The 18099-nt window shown below is 69.5% G+C and carries 16 protein-coding genes; 13 read left to right on the top strand and 3 right to left on the bottom strand.

What is annotated here, in order from left to right; translation table 11 throughout:
* Window positions 1-66: 66 nt before the first annotated feature.
* Together smc and ilvA are read left to right on the top strand one after the other, a co-directional pair.
* On the top strand, window positions 67-3546 hold the full coding sequence (gene smc / locus AB7F93_RS04850; protein ID WP_428301755.1) for a chromosome segregation protein SMC: 3480 nt from the start codon (window positions 67-69) through the stop codon (window positions 3544-3546).
* A 20-nt stretch (window positions 3547-3566) separates the two neighbouring features.
* Entirely contained in the window at window positions 3567-5072 is a 1506-nt protein-coding gene (gene ilvA / locus AB7F93_RS04845; RefSeq protein WP_428301754.1) for a threonine ammonia-lyase, biosynthetic, read from the top strand.
* A 22-nt stretch (window positions 5073-5094) separates the two neighbouring features.
* On the opposite strand, the gene AB7F93_RS04840 is transcribed toward ilvA, so the two are convergent.
* Genes AB7F93_RS04840 through AB7F93_RS04830 form a run of 3 tightly spaced genes read right to left on the bottom strand, consistent with a single transcriptional unit; the run spans window position 5095 to window position 8019 of the window.
* Window positions 5095-5583 (bottom strand): aromatic-ring-hydroxylating dioxygenase subunit beta, encoded by a 489-nt coding sequence (locus tag AB7F93_RS04840; RefSeq protein WP_428301753.1) that lies wholly within the window; start codon window positions 5581-5583, stop codon window positions 5095-5097.
* Window positions 5580-6869 (bottom strand): aromatic ring-hydroxylating oxygenase subunit alpha, encoded by a 1290-nt coding sequence (locus AB7F93_RS04835; protein ID WP_428301752.1) that lies wholly within the window; start codon window positions 6867-6869, stop codon window positions 5580-5582. Before AB7F93_RS04835 ends, AB7F93_RS04840 begins: the two co-directional genes overlap by 4 nt.
* Before the next feature lie 37 nt (window positions 6870-6906).
* Entirely contained in the window at window positions 6907-8019 is a 1113-nt protein-coding gene (locus tag AB7F93_RS04830; RefSeq protein ID WP_428301751.1) for a fatty acid desaturase, read from the bottom strand.
* Window positions 8020-8165: 146 nt separating this feature from the next.
* On the opposite strand from AB7F93_RS04830, the gene AB7F93_RS04825 reads away from it, so the two are divergent.
* Genes AB7F93_RS04825 through AB7F93_RS04775 form a run of 11 tightly spaced genes read left to right on the top strand, consistent with a single transcriptional unit; the run spans window position 8166 to window position 18093 of the window.
* A complete protein-coding gene (locus AB7F93_RS04825) occupies window positions 8166-8786 on the top strand; it encodes a TetR/AcrR family transcriptional regulator (RefSeq protein WP_428301750.1) in 621 nt (206 codons plus the stop codon).
* An 18-nt stretch (window positions 8787-8804) separates the two neighbouring features.
* Window positions 8805-10052 carry an aromatic ring-hydroxylating dioxygenase subunit alpha gene (locus tag AB7F93_RS04820; protein ID WP_428301749.1) on the top strand — a complete coding sequence of 416 codons (1248 nt, stop codon included), beginning with the start codon at window positions 8805-8807 and terminating at the stop codon, window positions 10050-10052.
* Between the two features lie 29 nt (window positions 10053-10081).
* Complete coding sequence (locus AB7F93_RS04815; protein WP_428301748.1) at window positions 10082-11251, top strand: Rieske 2Fe-2S domain-containing protein; 1170 nt, start codon at window positions 10082-10084, stop codon at window positions 11249-11251.
* A gap of 28 nt (window positions 11252-11279) precedes the next feature.
* A complete protein-coding gene (locus AB7F93_RS04810; RefSeq protein ID WP_428301747.1) occupies window positions 11280-12635 on the top strand; it encodes an aromatic ring-hydroxylating oxygenase subunit alpha in 1356 nt (451 codons plus the stop codon).
* Window positions 12632-13135 (top strand): aromatic-ring-hydroxylating dioxygenase subunit beta, encoded by a 504-nt coding sequence (locus AB7F93_RS04805; protein ID WP_428301746.1) that lies wholly within the window; start codon window positions 12632-12634, stop codon window positions 13133-13135. The genes AB7F93_RS04810 and AB7F93_RS04805 overlap by 4 nt, the downstream gene beginning before the upstream one ends.
* 15 nt (window positions 13136-13150) lie before the next feature.
* Window positions 13151-14329: a Rieske 2Fe-2S domain-containing protein gene (locus AB7F93_RS04800; RefSeq protein ID WP_428301745.1), complete on the top strand. Its 1179-nt coding sequence runs from the start codon at window positions 13151-13153 to the stop codon at window positions 14327-14329.
* On the top strand, window positions 14326-14604 hold the full coding sequence (locus AB7F93_RS04795; protein ID WP_428301744.1) for a subunit of meta cleavage enzyme: 279 nt from the start codon (window positions 14326-14328) through the stop codon (window positions 14602-14604). Before AB7F93_RS04800 ends, AB7F93_RS04795 begins: the two co-directional genes overlap by 4 nt.
* 1 nt (window position 14605) lies before the next feature.
* Window positions 14606-15421: an AmmeMemoRadiSam system protein B gene (locus tag AB7F93_RS04790; RefSeq protein WP_428301743.1), complete on the top strand. Its 816-nt coding sequence runs from the start codon at window positions 14606-14608 to the stop codon at window positions 15419-15421.
* 35 nt (window positions 15422-15456) lie between these two features.
* The gene (locus AB7F93_RS04785) at window positions 15457-16281 is read left to right on the top strand and encodes an alpha/beta fold hydrolase (RefSeq protein ID WP_428301742.1); all 825 of its coding nucleotides are present in this window, start codon (window positions 15457-15459) and stop codon (window positions 16279-16281) included.
* Window positions 16282-16339: 58 nt separating this feature from the next.
* Entirely contained in the window at window positions 16340-17617 is a 1278-nt protein-coding gene (locus AB7F93_RS04780) for an aromatic ring-hydroxylating oxygenase subunit alpha (RefSeq protein WP_428301741.1), read from the top strand.
* Window positions 17617-18093: an aromatic-ring-hydroxylating dioxygenase subunit beta gene (locus AB7F93_RS04775; protein ID WP_428301740.1), complete on the top strand. Its 477-nt coding sequence runs from the start codon at window positions 17617-17619 to the stop codon at window positions 18091-18093. Before AB7F93_RS04780 ends, AB7F93_RS04775 begins: the two co-directional genes overlap by 1 nt.
* The last annotated feature ends 6 nt before the right edge of the window (window positions 18094-18099 follow it).

The following is an 18099-nucleotide window of genomic DNA, read 5'->3' as shown; positions in this document are numbered from 1 at the left end:
CGCGCATTATCGGACCGGTCCGCGCCCGGTCAACACGCAGGACGGTCGTCAGGAACAGCACCCGGCATGAAGCTGAAGACGATTCGCCTGGCGGGTTTCAAGACCTTCGTCGATCCCACCACGCTGCACCTGCGCGGCGCGCTGACCGGCGTCGTGGGGCCGAACGGCTGCGGCAAGTCGAACGTGGTGGATGCGGTGCGCTGGGTGCTCGGCGAAAGCTCGGCCCGGCAACTGCGTGGCGACGCGCTGGCGGACGTGATCTTCAACGGGTCGAGCGCGCGCCAGCCGGTCGGCAAGGCGAGCGTCGAGCTCGTCTTCGACAACAGCGCCGGCACGCTCGGCGGCGCCTGGGCGGCGTATGCGGAAATCGCCGTGCGCCGCCAGCTCGCGCGCGACGGCCAGTCGATGTACTACCTCAACGGCAGCCGTTGCCGCCGGCGCGACATCACGGACATCTTTCTGGGCACCGGCCTTGGGCCGCGCAGCTACGCCATCATCGAGCAGGGCATGATCGCCCGCCTGATCGAGGCGCGGCCCGAAGAACTGCGCGCCTTCATCGAGGAAGTGGCCGGCATCTCGAAGTACAAGGAGCGCCGCCAGGAGAGCGCCGGCCGCATCCGCCACACGCGCGACAACATGGCGCGCCTGGACGACGTGCGGGACGAGATCGGCAAGCGCCTGACGGTGCTGGAGCGCCAGGCACGGGCGGCCGAGACCTTCCGCGAGCTGCGCGCCGCCGAGCGCCAGGCCCGCGGACATCTGCTGGGATTCCGGCTGCGCGCGCTGCAGGCGGCCACCGACGAGCGCCGCCGCGCGCTCGAAGCCGCCCTCACCGCGCAGGAGCAGGCGGCTGCTGCCCAGCGCGCGGCCGAGGCGCAGGTGGAGTCCGCGCGCGAGGCGCAGGCGGCCGCGACTGGCGTGACGGGCGAGGCGCAGCAGGCGTGGTACCAAGTCGGCGCTGAAGTGGCGCGACTGGAGCAGTCCATCGCCGCCATGCAGCAGCAGCGCGACCGGACCGCGCAGGAACTGGCGCGGCTCGACGCGAGCGCCGCGCGGATCGACCAGCAGTGTGCGGACACCGATGCGCGCCTTCGCGAGCTCGCCGCCGCGCAGCACGCGGGCGAGGACGAGCACCGGCGGCTCGACGCGGAACTCGCGCAAGCCGTCGAGGCGCTGTCCGCCGCCGAGGCGGGGCTGCACGATGCCCGCCGCGCCCACGACGCCGTGGCGAGCGCGGCGGGCGACGCTGCCCAGCGCGAGCGGCTGGAGCAGGAGCGTGCCCGGCGCGTGGCGGAGCACGTGGCGCGGCTTGGCGAACGGCGCACGCGTCTTGACCGCGAACTCGCGCAGCTCGCGGCGGAGACACGCGTCGACACCGCGGCGCTGGCTGATGCGCTCGCTGCGGCGCAGGCGGATACGCACGCTGCCGATGCGGCACTCGCCGCAAGCGAGGCCGACATCGCGCGTCTGCGCGCCCAGCTCGACGGCATTGGCACCGACGCTGCGCGGCTGCAAAGCACGCTGCGGGAGCAGCGCGGGCGTCTTTCGGCGCTCGAAACCCTGCAACAGGCGGCGCTCGCCGGCAGCAAACCCGCCGAGGATTGGCTCGCCTGGCGGGGCATCGAGACCTCGGTGCTGCTGGCGGCGCTGGATGCCGAGCCGGCCTGGCGCACTGCGCTCGAAGCCACGCTCGGGCCGTGGATCGCGGCGCGGGTGGTGGCGAGTCTGGACGCGCTGCCGGCGGATGAACTGGCCCAGGCCGCGGGTCTGTTGCTCGTGGAATCGCGCTCCGCCGAGCCGTCCGACGGCGACCTGCTGCGCGCCGTGCACAGCGCGGTCGATCTGGCGGCGCTGATCGGCGGCGTGCGCCGTGCCGGCACGTTCGCGCAGGCGCTGGCCGGTCGCCACACGCTGCCGGCGCACGAGAGCTTCGTGACCGCGGACGGCGCGCGCGTCGGGCGCAACTGGCTGGCTTTGCCGGCGACAGGGCAGGGCGAGGGCGTGCTCGAACGTGGCGCCGCGATCACGGACTTGCAACACGCCCTGGCGCAGGGCGAGCAGGAACTCGCCGCGCTCGATGCCGCCCGCGGCGTGGCGCGCGGCGCACTTGCGCAGGCCGAGCAGGCGCGCGGCGAAGCGCGGCAGCGCCACAGTGCCGGGCTGCGGCAGGTGGCGGAGTTGCAGGCCCGCCAGGCCGCCGCGCAGGCCCACCACGAGCGCGTCGAGGCGCGCCGGCAGGCTATTGCCACCGACCTTGCGGAGATCGACCGACAGGCCGCGGCCGACACCGCGGAACTCGCCGCCGCGCAGGCCGCGCGCGACGCGGCGCGCAACGAGCAGGCGACGCTTGCCGGGCAGCGCCAGCAGCGCGAGACCGCGCGCCGCGCGGCCGAGCAGGCGGTGCGCGACGCGCGCGCGGCGCAGGAGGCCGTGCGCGAGCGCCAGCAGACGCTGCGCCTTCGCGCGCAGGCGGCGCGCACTGAAATCGCTACGCTCGAACAGACCCTGCTTGGCTGGCAGGCGCAGCGCAGCGGCATCCGCGAGCGCCACGCCGCGCTGCTGGCCGAACGCGACGAGAGCGCCGCGCCGCTCGCGGCCGTGCAGGCCGAACTGCAAACGCAACTCACGGCGCGCGAGCAGGCGGCGGCGCAGCTCGCCGCCGCGCGCGACGCGCTGGCGACGGCGGAGAACGCGCTGCGCGAGCGCGACCAGGCGCGCCTGCTGGCCGAGCGCGGTATGCAGGAGCGCCGCGCCGACGTGGAGGCCCGGCGGCTCGAAGTGACGGAGCTCGCCACGCGTCTCGAGGCGCTGATCGGGCAGGTGCAGGAATTCGACGCCGACGCCGGACGCCTGATCGCGGAAGCACCCACCGACCGCGACGAGGCGGCGCTCGAATTCGCCATCGCGGACCTTGTCCGCCGCATCGAGCGCCTGGGCGCCATCAACCTCGCCGCCATCGACGAGCAGCGCGAGCTCGCCGAGCGCAAGACGTATCTGGACGCCCAGCATGCGGATCTTGCCGCCGCGCTGGAGACCATGGAGCAGGCCATCCGCCGCATGGATCGCGAGACGCGCAGCCGCTTCAAGGAAACCTTCGATGCCGCCAACGCCGGCTTCATGGCCGCCTTCCCGCGCCTGTTCGGTGGCGGCGAGGCGCGCCTCGAACTGCTGGACGATGATCTGCTCGAAACCGGCGTCGGCATCGTCGCCCGCCCGCCCGGCAAGCGGAACAGCTCGATTCATCTGCTGTCCGGCGGCGAGAAGGCGCTGACGGCGATCGCGCTCGTGTTCGCGCTGTTCGAGCTGAGCCCGGCGCCGTTCTGCATGCTGGACGAGGTGGACGCGCCGCTCGACGACCACAACGTCGGCCGTTTCTGCGCGCTGGTGCGCGAGATGTCGGCGCGGGTGCAGTTCATCGTCATCACCCACAACAAGACCACCATGGAAATGGCCGGTCAGCTCACCGGCGTCACCATGTCCGAGCCCGGCGTGTCGCGCCTGGTGGCGGTGGACGTGGACGAGGCGGTGGCGCTCGCCACCTCCTGAGCGCCCGACACGGAAGCCCCATGGCCCGCGACTACCTGGTGCTGACGCTGAACGCGCGGGTCTACGACGTGGCCATCGAGTCGCCGCTCGACACCGCAGAAAACCTGTCGCTGCGCCTCAAAAACCGCGTGCTGCTCAAGCGCGAGGACCTGCAGCCGGTGTTCTCGTTCAAGCTGCGCGGCGCCTTCAACAAGATGTCGCACCTGCCGCGCAGCGCGCTCAAGGCCGGCGTGGTCACGGCTTCCGCCGGCAACCACGCGCAGGGCGTGGCGCTCGCGGCGCACCACCTCGGCAGCCACGCCCTGATCGTGATGCCCGTCACCACGCCGCAGATCAAGGTCGACGCCGTGCAGCGCCTGGGCGGCGAGACGCTGCTGTTCGGCGAGGACTACGCCGCCGCCTCGCGCCACGCGCTGGCGCTCGCCGAGCAGCGGGGCTTGAGCTTCGTGCATCCCTACGACGACCCGCTGGTCATCGCAGGTCAAGGCACCATTGGCGCCGAACTGCTGCGACAGCGCCAGGGCGCGCTCGATGCCATCTTCGTGCCGGTGGGTGGCGGCGGCCTCATCGGCGGCATTGCGGCGTATGTGAAGCGCCTGCGCCCGCAGGTGCGGATCGTCGGCGTGGAATCCGACGACGCTGACGCCATGGCGCGCTCGCTGCAAACCGGCCGGCGCGTCAGCCTGCGAAGCGTCGGCCTGTTTGCGGACGGTACCGCCGTGCGCCAAGTCGGCCGCGAGCCGTTTCGCCTGGCACGCGAGTACGTGGACGAGATGCTGCTGGTCGATCACGACGAAATCTGCGCCGCCATCAAGGACACCTTCGAGGACACGCGCGCCATCGTGGAACCCGCCGGCGCGCTGGCGCTGGCCGGCCTCAAGCGCTACGTGGCGCGCGAGCGCTGCCACGGGCAGACGCTGGTGGCCGTGTGCTCGGGCGCCAACATGAACTTCGACCGCCTGCGCTACGTCGCCGAGCGGGCCGAGATCGGCGAGCGGCGCGAGGCCATCTTCGCCGCCACCATCCCGGAGCGGCCGGGCAGCTTCGTGCGCTTCTGTGAGGCCATCGGAGCGCGCGAGATCAGCGAGTTCAACTACCGCTACGCCAGCGCCGAAGCCGCGCAGGTGTACGTCGGCGTGCGCACCGCCGCCAGTCAGCGCGAGGCGCTGTTCGCGGACCTGCGCCGGCGCGGCTACGCGGTGGTGGACCTCACCGACAGCGAGGCCGCCAAGCTGCACCTGCGGCACATGGTGGGCGGCCACGGCAAGCTGCCGGACGAAGTGGTCTACCGCTTCACCTTCGACGAGCGTCCCGGCGCGCTGGCGCACTTCCTGGCGCGGCTAGGCGCGCACTGGAACATCAGCCTGTTCCACTACCGCAACCACGGCGCAGCCGATGGCCGGGCGCTGGTCGGCCTGCAGGTGCCGCCGGCCGAGCGGGCGCGTTTCAAGGCACATCTGGCCGAGACAGGCCTTGAGTGCGTGGACGAGACGGACAGCGCCGGCTACCGGCTGTTTCTGGCCTGAAGCCGGAGAGTCGGCCAAAAAGCTAGATGATTATCCCGACCGTCCCCACCGGGCGTAGCCCTGGCATCGCCAGCAGCGCGCGCCGACGCTGGAAGCGCAGTTCGCCGCCCTGGCGTGCCAGCGCGAGTTCGTAGCGGCCGACGAACTGGTCCTGCACGCCGTGCCGCGTGCGGGCGATCAGAAACGCCGCCGTCGCGCGCAGCACGCCGGCCTGCTCGCCGTGCAGCAGCACGTTGGTGACCAGGCGCTGCGTGCGGGAATGCGGCTGCTCGGCGTGGCCCTGCGGCAGGTTGAAGCGCTTGACCCGAAAGCACAGCTGCCGGTAGTCGTCGTCCACCAGATAGAGACTCTGCACCGGGTCACCGTCCGGGCGGTCCGTGCTCGGCACCTCGTAGCGCGCATCCGGCGTGAACAGCGTGAGCCATTCGTCGAGCTGCCAGGTGTCGAGCAGCCAGGCATCGCGCGCCAGCAGGGTTTCGACCTCGGCGCGGGTGGTGTCGGTCGTGTTCATGCGACCTCCGCGAACGAGTCGATGCCCAGATACCCGCGCCAGGCATTGAAGAAGGCCCGCATCATGAAGTCGGATTCGCCGGGCCGCGTGAAGCCGCCGGCGAGCTCCGCCGCGATGCCCTTGGAGTAGTTGATCCAGGGCGCCTCGCGGTGGGTGGCGTAGCCGCGCTGGGAGGCTTCCATGCCCTCGATGTCGTCTGGCGTCGCAAAGCCGCCGGGGCCCAGGAAGGTCAGGAACTGCTCGTTACGCACGTGGGCGAGTTCGGGCGGGTCGTCGGCCGGGCAGAACTGCCACGCGCTCACGTCCATGTAACCGGCGCTGATCGGCTCCGCCACGCGGATGGTGGTGCCCATGATGTCGTTGATGATGAGGTTCGGAAAGATCACGAGGTTGCGGTTCTTGCGCGCGATGCGGTCGCCAAGCTCCGGCCCGAGGCGTTCTATCAGCCCCTCGCGGCGCGCGGTGATCTGCGCGTTGACGGCGTCGCTCCAGGCCGGGTCCGGCTTGCCCTGCGGACGGCCCCACGGCGCTTCGTACTCGAACACCGTGTGGCCGTTCCCGAGATGCGCCTCGTGGAAGTCACGGATCGGCTCCTTCATCTCGCTGCCGCGCTCGCGCAGGTACTGGAGGTACGTCACGTGCGTCGGCATGAAGTGGTTACCGTCGATCACGTTCACCGGCAGCATCTTCCAGTTGGCGCGCGAGGCGTAGACGTGCGTGCCCGGCAGCACCCGCATGCCGGCGGCGCTGGTCGCGCACAGGATGTCGAGGTACTGCGCGGCACCGGCGAGGTAGTCCACGAGATCATCGCGCCGCGCGAAGCTGACGAAGGTGAAGCCGCGGTAGCTGTCCTGGCTCGGCGGCGGGATCAGGCCCTCGTCGGCCTTGTCGAACTGCGGGCCGAACGCGGCTTCGCCCGGCACGTCGCACAGCGCGCCGTCGTGGTCGAACACCCAGCCGTGGTAGGCGCAGGCAAAGTGGCGGCGGTTGCCGAATTCCTCGCGGCACACCTTGGCGCCGTTGTGCGTGCAGCTGTTCAGGAACACGCGCGGCACGCCGTCGCCGCCGCGCACGAACAGCAGGGGCCGCCTGGCCACGGTGCGGGTGACGAAATCGCCGGGTGTCGGGATTTCCGTGTCGTGGCCGACGTACAGCCACAGGCGGCCGTAGATCGCGTCCATCTCGCGCTCGAACAGCGCCGCGTCGACGAAGGCACGCTTGTGCACCAGGTACCGGTGCGCCTGCGGCGCGTCGACGATCAAGGCCAGCGGGTCATGGTTCGGCATGGCGTTGCTCTGTGCGTGAGGTGGGGCGTGGAGTGGCTCAGACGGATTCGGTCAGCGGCGCCCAGCCGGCCGCGGCGGTGGCCCGGGCGGCCAGCGTCTGCTCCTCGGCCACCGCATGGCGGCGGTCCCAGTCGGCAAGACGCGGGCGCATCACGCGCGCCCACAGCGGGGGAATCAGCGCGATCAGCAGGCAGGCCCAAGCGCTTGGCATCTGCGGCGCGTCCGGCAGCGGCGTCAGCTCCCAGTAGCGCACGTTGACGTCCATGTGGTGCTGCGAGTGGGTGGTGATCTCGAACATGCCGCCGCGCGTCAGCGGGTACAGGTGGTTCCAGGCGTGGTGGACGCGTACCGGCGAATCCGGCACACGCGTCAGGCCGTAATGCTGCGAGTACGACAGCGCCGTCAGCATCAGCAGGGCGAGCACCGATACCAGCACGGCGAGCGCCACGCCGCGCGCGCCGGCGACGGCGCCCACTGCTGTCAGCACCAGCGCGTACTGCGCAAAGCCGCGCCACACGGCGCTGCGCCACGACCAGGGCGACACGCCCAGCCGGCGCAGGCGGGCCGCCTCCACGCGCCAGCTTTCGAGGTGGCGGTTCCAGCCCATGTAGACCATGAAGCGGTACAGGCGCTGGCCGCGACGCGCGGTTTCGGCGTCGATCGGCGTGTCGAGCTTGAGGTGGTGCACGTGGTTGTGTGACAGCACGCCGTAGGGCGCCAGCAGGAAGGTGTCGAGCAGGTTGCCGACGCGCCGGCGCAGCGCGTCGTCGCGGTGGCCGAGTTCATGCGACGCCGGCAACGCGCCATAGGCGGTGACAAATGCCGTAGACAGCGTGAGGCCTAGCCAGTCCGCGCCGTGCAGCGCCGCGGCGCCGGGCCCGACGCGCCAGGCGAACACCGCCCACAGCGCCATCACCAGCGGTAGTTGCAGCACGAGCAGCAGATCCGCCAGCACCGGCGATAACGCGGCGCGGGGGCGTGTGTCCGGGCCAAGCAGGGTGTCGATCAGCGCCAGCACGGGCAGCTGCGCGATACCCAGCCACACCCACGCACCGCCGCGCCACAAGCCCGCCAAGGCGACCAGTACCATGATCGCCGGCAGCGCGAACCAACCTGTCGGCGCGTGCCCCGAAGCGGTATGTGCGGCCATCGGCAAGCTCCCCGGATTTTTTCGATCAATCGCTTGATTGACGGTCAAATCGAGGGTAGCTTTTTTTGCCAAACGGCGGCAACACTCCTGCGCTGTGGCCAGCACCCGACCGCCGCGACCGCCGCCCTCCTTGGAGCTTTTGCCTTTTGTCGACTACCGCCCTGCCCACGCCGGCCGAATCGCTCGGCCACGACCGCATCCTCGCGCAGGCGCTGCCGCTGTTCGCGACGGAGGGCTACGGCGCCGTCACCATGCGCATGATCGCGACCGCCGCCGGGCTCACCATCGGCACGCTGTATCACTACTTCCCGAGCAAGCGCGCGCTGTACATGGCGGTACTCGACCGCGCCTACGGCCGCGCGGCGCAGCACTGGGCGCTGGAAGTCCTGCACGGCAGCGACGATCCGCACGCGCGACTCGCCACCTATGTGCGCGAGTACTGCGCGTTCGTCGCCGGAAACCACGATTTCGTGCGCCTGATGAAGCGCGAGCAGCTCGCCGGCGATGCCGAGCAGATGGAGCTGCAGGCATCCACCTTGTTCGCCAGTCAGTTCCAGGCGACCGTTGACCTGTTTGCCGAAATCGCGCCGCGGCAGGACGCGACGCTGCTCGCCCACTCGCTGCTGGCGCTGGTGCTGCACCACTACGAGGTGCGCGCGCTGCGCCCGCTGTTCCCCGGCTACAAGCCTGAACACGACGACCCCGAGCAGGTGGCGGCGCACGTGCTGCGCCTGCTGCTGCGCGGCATTCAGTCGACACCGTCCTGACCCACCCGGAGATTCGCCATGAATCAGCCGCTCGCCACTCCTGTGCCCGACCGCGCCTGGCCGGACGACGTCGCCGAGGTGCCGTACTGGGTGTACAGCGACCCTGCCGTGTTCGAGCTGGAACAGGAACGCATCTTCCGCGGGCCGACCTGGAACTTCGTCGCGCTAGAGGCGGAGCTGCCGAAGCCCTTCGACTGGAAGGCCACCTACGTCGGGCAGACGCCGGTGGTGGTGGCGCGCGACGCCGCGGGCGAGGTGCACGCCTGGGTCAACCGCTGCGCGCACCGCGGGGCGCTGGTGTGCCGCGAGTTGCGCGGCAACAGCCAGACGCACACCTGCGTCTATCACCAGTGGGCCTACGACGCCTCCGGCGCGCTGGTCGGCGTGCCTTTTCGCAAGGGCCTTGGCGGCAAGGGTGGCTATCCGGCCGACTTCGATCTTGCCGAACACGGCCTGCAGCAGTTGCGCGTGGCCCGCTGCAAGGGGCTGGTATTCGCGAGCTTCAGCGCGGCCACGCCGCCACTGGAAACCTACCTCGGCCCGGAAATGCTGCGCTGGGTGGACCGGGTGTTCATCGGGCCGGTCGAGTTCCTCGGCACGTCGCGCCAGTACATCCACTCCAACTGGAAGCTGTACACCGAGAACACCAAGGACCCGTACCACGCCTCGCTGCTGCACCTGTTCCACGCCACCTTCGGCGTGTACCGCTCATCGATGGGCGGCGCCTGCACGCTCGGCGGCGAGCGCGGCGTGCACAGCATCCTTCGCGTGTGGAAGATCGAGGACGAGGACCTTGGCGAGTACAAGACCGGCAAGATCCGCACCTACGACGAGAACGTGAAACTCGCCGACCCTTCGCTGCTGGACGTGCACCTGGAGCTCGAACCGGTGTTCACGAACCACATCCAGTCGCTGTTCCCGAGCATGGTCCTGCAGCAGATCCACAACACGCTGGCGGTGCGCCAGATCGTGCCCAAGGGCGTGGACGCGTTCGAGCTGGTGTTCCACTTCTTCGGTTACGTCGACGACACGCCGGACGTGCGCGCCATGCGCATCAAGCAGGCCAACCTGGTCGGCCCGGCCGGCTACATCTCCATGGAAGACGGCGAGGCCACGCAGCTGGTGCAGCAGGGCATCGTCGGCGCGTCCGGCGAGCACGCCTACGACGCGCTCGGCGGACGCGGCGTGGACAGCTCCGAAAGCCTGGTCGACGAGGCCCTGATCCGCGCCTTCTGGCGCGGCTACCGCGGCCTGATGGATTTCTGATTCGCCCCCACCTTCAAGGAAGAACACGCATGAACACGCCCGTTGCCCCGCTGGTCGACCCGCAGGTGCTGGAGCGCATCCGCGACTGGCGCGGCTACGCCGAGGCCAAGCTCGGTTTTCGCAACCACTGGTATCCCACCCTCAATAGCGCCGAGGTGGCCGAGGGCAAGCCGGTGCCGTTCCAGCTGGCCGGTGAGAACCTGCTGCTGAACCGCATCGACGGGCGCGTGTACTGCATCAAGGACCAGTGCCTGCACCGCGGCGTGCCGCTGTCGCGCAAGGTCGAGTGCTACAGCAAGGACACCGTGACCTGCTGGTACCACGGCTGGACCTATCAGTGGGCTGACGGGAAGCTGTGCGACATCCTGACCGACCCGTCGAGCAAGCTGATCGGCACCCGCGCGCTGAAGAGCTACCCGGTCGAGGAAGCCGGCAACCTCGTGTTCGTGTTTCTGGGGGAGGGCACGCCATCGCCGCTGGCGCGCGATCTGCCGCCCGGCTTCACCGATGCGAACCGCCGCGTGCAGCCGTTCCGCCGCGTGGTGAACGCCAACTGGCGCATCGGCGCCGAGAACGGCTTCGACACCACGCACATCTTCATCCACAAGGACTCGCGCCTGATCCGCGGCAACCAGACCATGCTGCCGCTGGGCTTTGCGCCCAACCCCAACAGCGACGAGCCGCTGTTCGAGATTCGCCACACCGATGGCGGCAACATCGGCGTGTTCGACCTGCTCGCCGAGCGCGGCGTGCCGCACTTCGAGGGCAGCGTGAAGGGCGAGGTGGTGTGTCGCGCCATCCACGGCGGCGACAAGCGCATCGCGCATGAAATCTCGCTGTGGATGCCGGGCGTGCTCAAGGTCGACCCGTTCCCGGACCCGGCGATGATCCACTTCGAGTGGTACGTACCGCGCGACGCCGACAGCCACTGGTACATCCACTGCGCCACCAAGGTGGTGGCGGGGCCGGACGCGGACGCCGAGTTCGCCGCCGAGTACGAGGCGCTGTGGAAGGACCTCTACGCGCATGGCTTCAACGACGACGACATCTGGGCGCGCGAGGCCACGCAGCCGTTCTACCAGGACGACTGGGGCTGGCTGAAAGAGCAATTGTTCGAGGCCGACGCCTGCATCATGGCCTGGCGCAAGCTGGCCAGCGAGCAGAACCGCGGCATCCAGACCATCGGGCGGCACGGCTGACCGCCGCCCGCCGCGCCGGAGACACCGCATGAACGCACCGCATGCCCGCGCGCCGGTCGACAAGGGCAGCGCCGAGTATCTGGCCAGTCTGTTCGATCGTCGCCCGGACCAGGGCGTGTACCGTGTGAACCGCTCCGTCTACACGGACCCGGAGCTGTTCGAGCTGGAGCTAGAACGCATCTTCGAGCGCTCGTGGCAGTTCGTCTGCCACGAGAGCCAGCTGCCGCGGCCTTACGATTTCTTCACCACCCACATGGGTCGCCGGCCGGTGTTCGTGCAGCGTGACGGCGCGGGCGTGCTGCACGGCTTCATCAACGCCTGCGCGCACCGCGGCGCGCGCCTGTGCCGCACCGAGCGCGGCAACCGAAAACAGCACGTATGCAGCTACCACGGCTGGACTTTTGGCGCCGATGGCAAGGCGCTTTGGGTGCAGCGAGCCGAGCACGGCTACCCGGCGGATTTCTCGACCGATCGGGTCGGGCTCACGCCGATCGCGCGGCTCGAAAGCTACCGCGGCTTCGTGTTTGGCAGCCTCGGTGCCGACGTGCCGAGCCTTGCCGAGCACCTCGGCGGTGCCGCCGTGTTCATCGACATGCTGGTCGATCAGTGCCCGGACGGCATCACCGTGCTGCCGGGCGCTTCCACCTGCGTCTACCACGGCAACTGGAAGCTGATGCTGGAAAACGGCGGCGGCGACGGCCTGCATCCCGACTACGCACACAAGTCCTTGCTCGGCGTCGCCAAGCGCAAGGACGAGCGCGCCGCCGCCGTGCGCACCATGCAGATCGACAAGATGCACGAGAAGCGCGGCGGCCAGTGGACCTTCGGCCACGGGCACACCAGCATCTGGTTCAACTTTCCGAACCCGCAGGACCGGCCGATCTACCGCCAGCGCGCGCAGCTCGAGGCGCGCTTCGGCGCCGCGCGTGCCGAGTGGATGACCAGCATCTTCCGCAACCTGTCGCTGTACCCGAACCTGCACATGCTGGATCAGATGGCGACGCTGATCCGCAGCTTCCGCCCGGTGGCGGTCGATCGCACCGAGATCACCTTCTACTGCCTGGCGCCGGTCACCGAGAGCGCCGACGAGCGCAGCCGGCGCCTGCGGCAGTTCGAGGAATTCTTCATGGGCAGCGGCATGGGCACGCCCGACGACAACGAGGAGTTCGAGCAGTGCCACCAGGGCGCGCTGGGCTCGCAGGCGCAGGACAGCTTCATCGCCTTTGGCCTGCACAACCGCACCGTGGGTGACGACGCGGTCGCCCGTGGGCTCGGCATTCCGCTGGAGAGCAGCGGCATCATCGGCTACGAGGGCTGCACCATGAGTCAGTACGACGAGTGGCTGCGCCTGATGAGCGCGGGCGACGCCCGGGGTGCGCGATGAGCGGCGCGCCGGACTTTGCCACCTGGCAGGCGCTGACCGGCGTGCTGCTGGACGAGGCCGCCTGCCTTGACGAGCAGCGCTGGGACGACTGGCTGGCGCTGTTCACCGAGGACGCCGTGCTGTGGGCGCCGGCCTGGGATGCCGAGCACCGCCTGACGGCCGACCCGCACCGCGAGGTGTCCCTGTTCTACGTGGAGGGCCGCCCGGCGCTGTCCGATCGCGCCTGGCGCTGGAGCCGCGGCGACTCGCCGGCGTCCGTGCCGTTGCCGCGCACCTCACACCTCGTCGGCGGTCTGCGCGTGCTGGCGTGCGACAACGCCACGGCCGAGCTTGCCGCGCGCTGGCACACGCAGGTGTACCGCAACCGCCGCACCTGGTCCTACGCCGGCAGCTACCGGCACACGCTGCGCCTTGAGTCTGGCGGCTGGCGCATCGCCCGCAAGACCATCGTCCTCACCAACGACCTGCTCGACACCACGCTCGACCTGTACCACGTCTGACCCGGAGCCCCGCGCGTGAACAAACCGCTCGTCAACCCCCAGATCGGCCAGCAGATTCGCGACTGGCGTCCGTACTTCGAGGCCAAGCTCGGCTTTCGCAACCACTGGTACCCGGTGATGTACGCGTCGGACCTCGCCGAGGGCGAGGTCAAGCCCGGCAAGCTGCTGGGCGAGGATCTGCTGCTGCGCCGTACCGAAGGCGCGATTTACTGCATCAAGGACCAGTGCCTGCACCGCGGTGTGCCGCTGTCGCGCAAGCCCGAGTGCTACAGCAAGGACACCGTCACCTGCTGGTACCACGGCTGGACCTACCAATGGGCGGACGGGAAGCTGTGCGACATCCTGACCGACCCGTCGAGCCGGATGATCGGTACCCGCGGGCTCAAGACCTATCCGGTCCAGGAAGCCAAGGGCATGGTGTTCGTGTTCATGGGTGACCTCGCGCCGGGTGCCGCGCCGCCCGCGCTTGGCACCGATCTGCCGCCCGGCTTCCTCGACCCCGACCGCGCCGCCTACGGCATCCGCCGGCTGGTCAAGGCCAACTGGCGTCTGGGCGCCGAGAACGGCTTCGATACCACGCACATCTTCATCCACAAGGATTCGCCGTTCATCACCGGGCGCGATTCGGCGCTGCCGCTCGGCTTTGCGAGCGCCGGCGAGTTGCAGCTCGACCTTCGTGAAGACCCGGCCGCGCCGCGTGGCGTGGTCGACAACATGGTCAAGCACTACCGGCCGCTGTTCGAGTCGACGCTCGGCGGGCAGACCGTGCTGCGCACGCGCGCCCCGACCGGCAAGCACAACACCATCCACACCATCTCGCTGTGGATGCCGGGAATTCTCAGCGTCGAGAACCACCCCGAACTCGACATGGTGCAGTACGAGTTCTACACGCCGCACGATGCCGACCACCACATGTACTACCAGGTGATCGAGAAAATCGGCGTGGCTGATGCCGCCGCCGAGGCCGCCTTCCGTGCCGAGTGCGAGGCGCTGCACGAGCCGCTGGCGCTGCGCGGCATCAACGACGACGACCTGTGGGCGCGCGAGGCCATGCAGGGTTTCTATGCGGACGACTGGGGCTGGCTCGAAGAGCAGCTGTTCGAGCAGGACCGCAACCTCCTCGAATGGCGGCGCCTGGCGAGCCGCTGCCAGCGCGGCGTGCAGACCCTCGCCCACGTGCAGGGGGGCGCATGAGCGCCGATCAGGCCCGCCGCATCAACCTGCTGGTCGAGCGGCTGGTGCACGAACCGGCGCTGCGCGAGCGGTACGTCACCGATCGCGCCGCGGTGCTGGCCGAGGCCGGCGTCGACTCCGAACACGCGACGGCGCTCGGCGCAGGCGACATGGCGGCGCTCACGCAGCTCGGCATGCACCCCATCCTGCAGATGCACTACCAGATGGTGCTGAAGCCCTACATGGCGGCGCACATGACGGTGCGCCACTACCCGGAACTCGTGGAGAGCTGCTGACATGGGCCGCATCGTCGCCGCCTGCGCAACGTCTCACGTGGTGATGGACCCGGCACCCGTGCGCGCACAGGCGCAGCGTGTGATCGAGGGCTTTCAGCGCATCGCGGCCGAGGTGGCGCGCGCCAGGCCGGACGTGATCCTGTACATCACGTCCGACCACATGGTGAACCTCGGCTACCGGTTGCAGCCGGCCTTCGCGCTCGGCTGCGCCGACAGCTACACGCCGCTCGGCGACATGGACATTCCGCGCGAGCCGATGGCAGGGGCGGGCGTGTTCGCCGACGGCCTGCTGCGGCACCTCGACGGCGCGGGCTTCGACCTCGCGCGGGCCGAGACGCTGGAGCCGGACCACGGCATCGCGCTGCCGCTGCGCATCATCAACCCCGGCGGGCGCATCCCGGTGGCGCCGCTGCTGGTCAACATCAACCGCACACCGCCGCCGTCACCGGCACGCTGCTACGCGCTCGGCGAGGCCATCGGCGCCTACATCCGCAGTGCCGACTGCCGGCAGCGGGTGGCGGTGCTCGGCACGGGCGGCCTGTCGCACTGGATCGCCACGCCCGGCATGGGCCGCGTGAATGCGGACTTCGACCGCCAGGTGCTGGGGCTGCTGACCGAAGGCCGCGCGGCGGAAATCGCCACCTGGAGCACCGAGCACATTCTCGAAAACGCCGGCAACGGCGGGCTCGAAATCATGTGCTGGCTTGCCATGGCCGGCACCGTGGCCGGCGCCCGCGGGCAGACGCTGTACTACGAGCCGATCGAGAGCTGGTTTACCGGCATGGGCGCGCTCGCGATGAATCTCGCGGCGGCCTGAACTTTCCCCACCATCACACCAACCAGGAGTACGTGATGCAAGAAGCGACCTACGAGAAGAAATACATCGATGTGAACGGCATCAAGACCTGCTACATCGAGGAAGGCAGCGGCGAGCCGCTGATCCTGATCCACGGCGGCGGTGCCGGCGCCAACGGCTACGGCAACTGGTTCGGCTGCCTGCCGCTGTTTGGCAAGCAGTTCCGCACCATCGCCGTGGACATGGTCGGCTTCGGCAACAGCGACAGCCCGGACCCGGCGGGTTTCGAGTACTCGCAGAAGGCGCGTTACGACCACATCGCCGGCTTCATCAAGGCGCTCGGTTACAGCAAGGCAAGCCTGGTCGGCAATTCCATGGGCGGCGCCACGGCCATGGGCGTGGCCGTCGAGTACCCGGAGCTGGTCGACAAGCTGGTGCTGATGGGCAGCGCCGGCCTCAATGCCGAGATCACGCCGGCCCTGCAGCCGGTGCTGGGCTACGACTACACGCCCGAAGGCATGATCCGGCTGATCAAGACGCTCGCCAACGACAAGTTCGAGATCACCGACACGATGGTCCAGTACCGCTGGAAGAACTCGGTCGACCCCAAGAACAAGGCCTCCTACGCCGCCACCATGGACTGGGTGCGCAAGCAGGGCGGCCTGTTCTATCCGGAGGAATTCATCGCCCGCATCACCCAGCCGACGCTGGTGGTGAACGGCAAGGATGACCTCGTGGTGCCGCTCGACATCGCCTACCGGTTCCTGGAAATCATCGACAACTCCTGGGGCTACATCGTGCCGCACTGCGGCCACTGGGCAATGATCGAGTACCCGCAGGACTTCAGCGCCGCCGTCGCGGCGTTCGTGAAGTCGCACTGAGCCACCGGCCTGCGCCGGTGATCGGCGCGGGCCTGCATCCCGGCAATCCGGAGGCAGCGTGAACGACGAAACCATCGCCCGCTGGGTCGAGCCGCACCGCGTGCATCGGCGCGCGTTCGTGGATCCGACGGTGTTCGAGCAGGAGATGGCGCGCGTCTTCTCGCGTACCTGGGTCTACGTCGGGCACGAGAGCGAGGTCACCACGCCTGGCAGCTACAAGGCGACCACGCTCGGCACCCAGCCGGTGCTGCTGACGCGCGACACGGCGGGTCTGCTGCACGTGTTCATCAACGCCTGCCGCCACCGTGGCGTGCTGCTGGCGGACGACCACACGCGCGGCACCTGCCGGCAGCTGATCTGCCCGTACCACGGCTGGTCGTTCGACATGACGGGCCGACTCACCGCCGTGCCGATACGCGACCGCCAGGGCAAGGCCTTCGACGAGGCGGCCATGGGCCTCGTAGCCGCAGCGCGGGTCGACAGCTACCGCGGCTTCGTGTTCGCGAGTCTCACACCGGAGGTGCCGACGCTCACCGAGCACCTCGGCGCCGCGGCGGAGTTCTTCGACCTGTTCGCGGACCTGTCGCCGAGCGGGAACATCCGCATCGAAACCGGCGTCACGCGCTACCAGTTTCGCGGCAACTGGAAGCAGCAGGTAGAAAACTCCATGGACGGCTACCACCCGGGCCTGGTGCACCACAGCTTCTTCGAGGACGTGCTGAAGCCGCGCATCGGCCGCGGCATGGGCTTCATCGTCGGGCCGCAGTCGCCGGCCAAGAGCGTGGCGCTCGGCAACGGCCACGCGCTGATCGACTTTCGCGCCTTCGACCGAAAGGCCATCCTCGGCGCCGAGAAGCCCAAATCCGAGCAGGACTGGCACGACGCCGTGCGCGCCCGCTTCGCGGACCGGCCGGACTACGCCGAGGCGGTCATTACCTGCAACGGCGGCGACGGCTTCAACCTGCTGGTCTACCCGAACCTGGTGCTGATCAACAACCAGATTCGCGTCATCCACCCGGTGAGCTTCGACCGCACGGAAGTGTTCGCCTACCCGGTGACGCTGGAAGACGTGGCGCCCGAGATCAACGCCGCACGCATCCGCGCCCACGAGGACTTCTACGGCCCGGCGAGCTTCGGTGCGCCGGACGACATCGAGATGTTCCAGCGCCAGTGGGACGGCATGCTGCGCACCCCCGCGATGGAGTGGCTGTACTACGACCGCGGCCTTGATCAGGAAGAGCCGGTGGGCGCCGACGGGCGTCAGTCACACGTGTCCGACGAAACCGCCCACCGCGGCATATGGCGGCGCTGGCTGCAGCTGATGGAGGGCGCGTGATGAGCGACGTGAACCCGGCGGCGGTGGAGCGCTTTGTGTACCTCGAAGCGAAGCTGCTCGACGAGCGTCGTTACCCGGAGTGGGTCGATCTTTTCACCGACGATGGCGTGTACTGGGTGCCGTCCGGCCACGATGGCCCGCCGGAGCAGTCGGTGGCGCTGGTGTACGACAACGCGGCGCGCCTTCGCGAGCGGCTGACGCGCATGGGCAGCCGCGCCTTCTGGGCGCAGCAGCCGCCGACCGAGACCACGCGCCTGGTCGGCAATGTGCTGGTCGAAGCGGACGCCGAAAGCACGGACATCCGCGTCGAGTGCCGGCTGATCCTGGCGCTGCTGCGCCGGCACCGGCAGGCGCTGCTGTCGGGCGTGGTGCGCTATCGCCTGCAGCCGGCGGGCGACGGCTTTCGCATCCGCGAGAAGGTGGTCACCTTGCAGCAGCGCGACGAGGCCTTCGACAACCTGACGTTTCTCATCTGAGGCACA

The sequence above is a fragment of the Immundisolibacter sp. genome (genome assembly GCF_050250495.1).
Lineage (GTDB): Bacteria > Pseudomonadota > Gammaproteobacteria > Immundisolibacterales > Immundisolibacteraceae > Immundisolibacter.
The sequence above is the reverse complement of the archived record's forward strand: the minus strand, read 5'-3'. Positions and strand labels throughout refer to the sequence as shown.

Bases quoted from the DNA above. Each gene is read 5' to 3' on its own strand.
- AB7F93_RS04820 (WP_428301749.1), top strand. From the start codon at position 8,805: ATGAATCAGCCGCTCGCCACTCCTGTGCCCGACCGCGCCTGGCCGGAC.
- AB7F93_RS04785 (WP_428301742.1), top strand. From the start codon at position 15,457: ATGCAAGAAGCGACCTACGAGAAGAAATACATCGATGTGAACGGCATC.
- AB7F93_RS04830 (WP_428301751.1), bottom strand. From the start codon at position 8,019: ATGGCCGCACATACCGCTTCGGGGCACGCGCCGACAGGTTGGTTCGCG.
- ilvA (WP_428301754.1), top strand. From the start codon at position 3,567: ATGGCCCGCGACTACCTGGTGCTGACGCTGAACGCGCGGGTCTACGAC.
- AB7F93_RS04835 (WP_428301752.1), bottom strand. From the start codon at position 6,869: ATGCCGAACCATGACCCGCTGGCCTTGATCGTCGACGCGCCGCAGGCG.
- AB7F93_RS04815 (WP_428301748.1), top strand. From the start codon at position 10,082: ATGAACACGCCCGTTGCCCCGCTGGTCGACCCGCAGGTGCTGGAGCGC.
- AB7F93_RS04790 (WP_428301743.1), top strand. From the start codon at position 14,606: ATGGGCCGCATCGTCGCCGCCTGCGCAACGTCTCACGTGGTGATGGAC.
- AB7F93_RS04805 (WP_428301746.1), top strand. From the start codon at position 12,632: ATGAGCGGCGCGCCGGACTTTGCCACCTGGCAGGCGCTGACCGGCGTG.
- smc (WP_428301755.1), top strand. From the start codon at position 67: ATGAAGCTGAAGACGATTCGCCTGGCGGGTTTCAAGACCTTCGTCGAT.
- AB7F93_RS04795 (WP_428301744.1), top strand. From the start codon at position 14,326: ATGAGCGCCGATCAGGCCCGCCGCATCAACCTGCTGGTCGAGCGGCTG.
- AB7F93_RS04810 (WP_428301747.1), top strand. From the start codon at position 11,280: ATGAACGCACCGCATGCCCGCGCGCCGGTCGACAAGGGCAGCGCCGAG.
- AB7F93_RS04840 (WP_428301753.1), bottom strand. From the start codon at position 5,583: ATGAACACGACCGACACCACCCGCGCCGAGGTCGAAACCCTGCTGGCG.
- AB7F93_RS04775 (WP_428301740.1), top strand. From the start codon at position 17,617: ATGAGCGACGTGAACCCGGCGGCGGTGGAGCGCTTTGTGTACCTCGAA.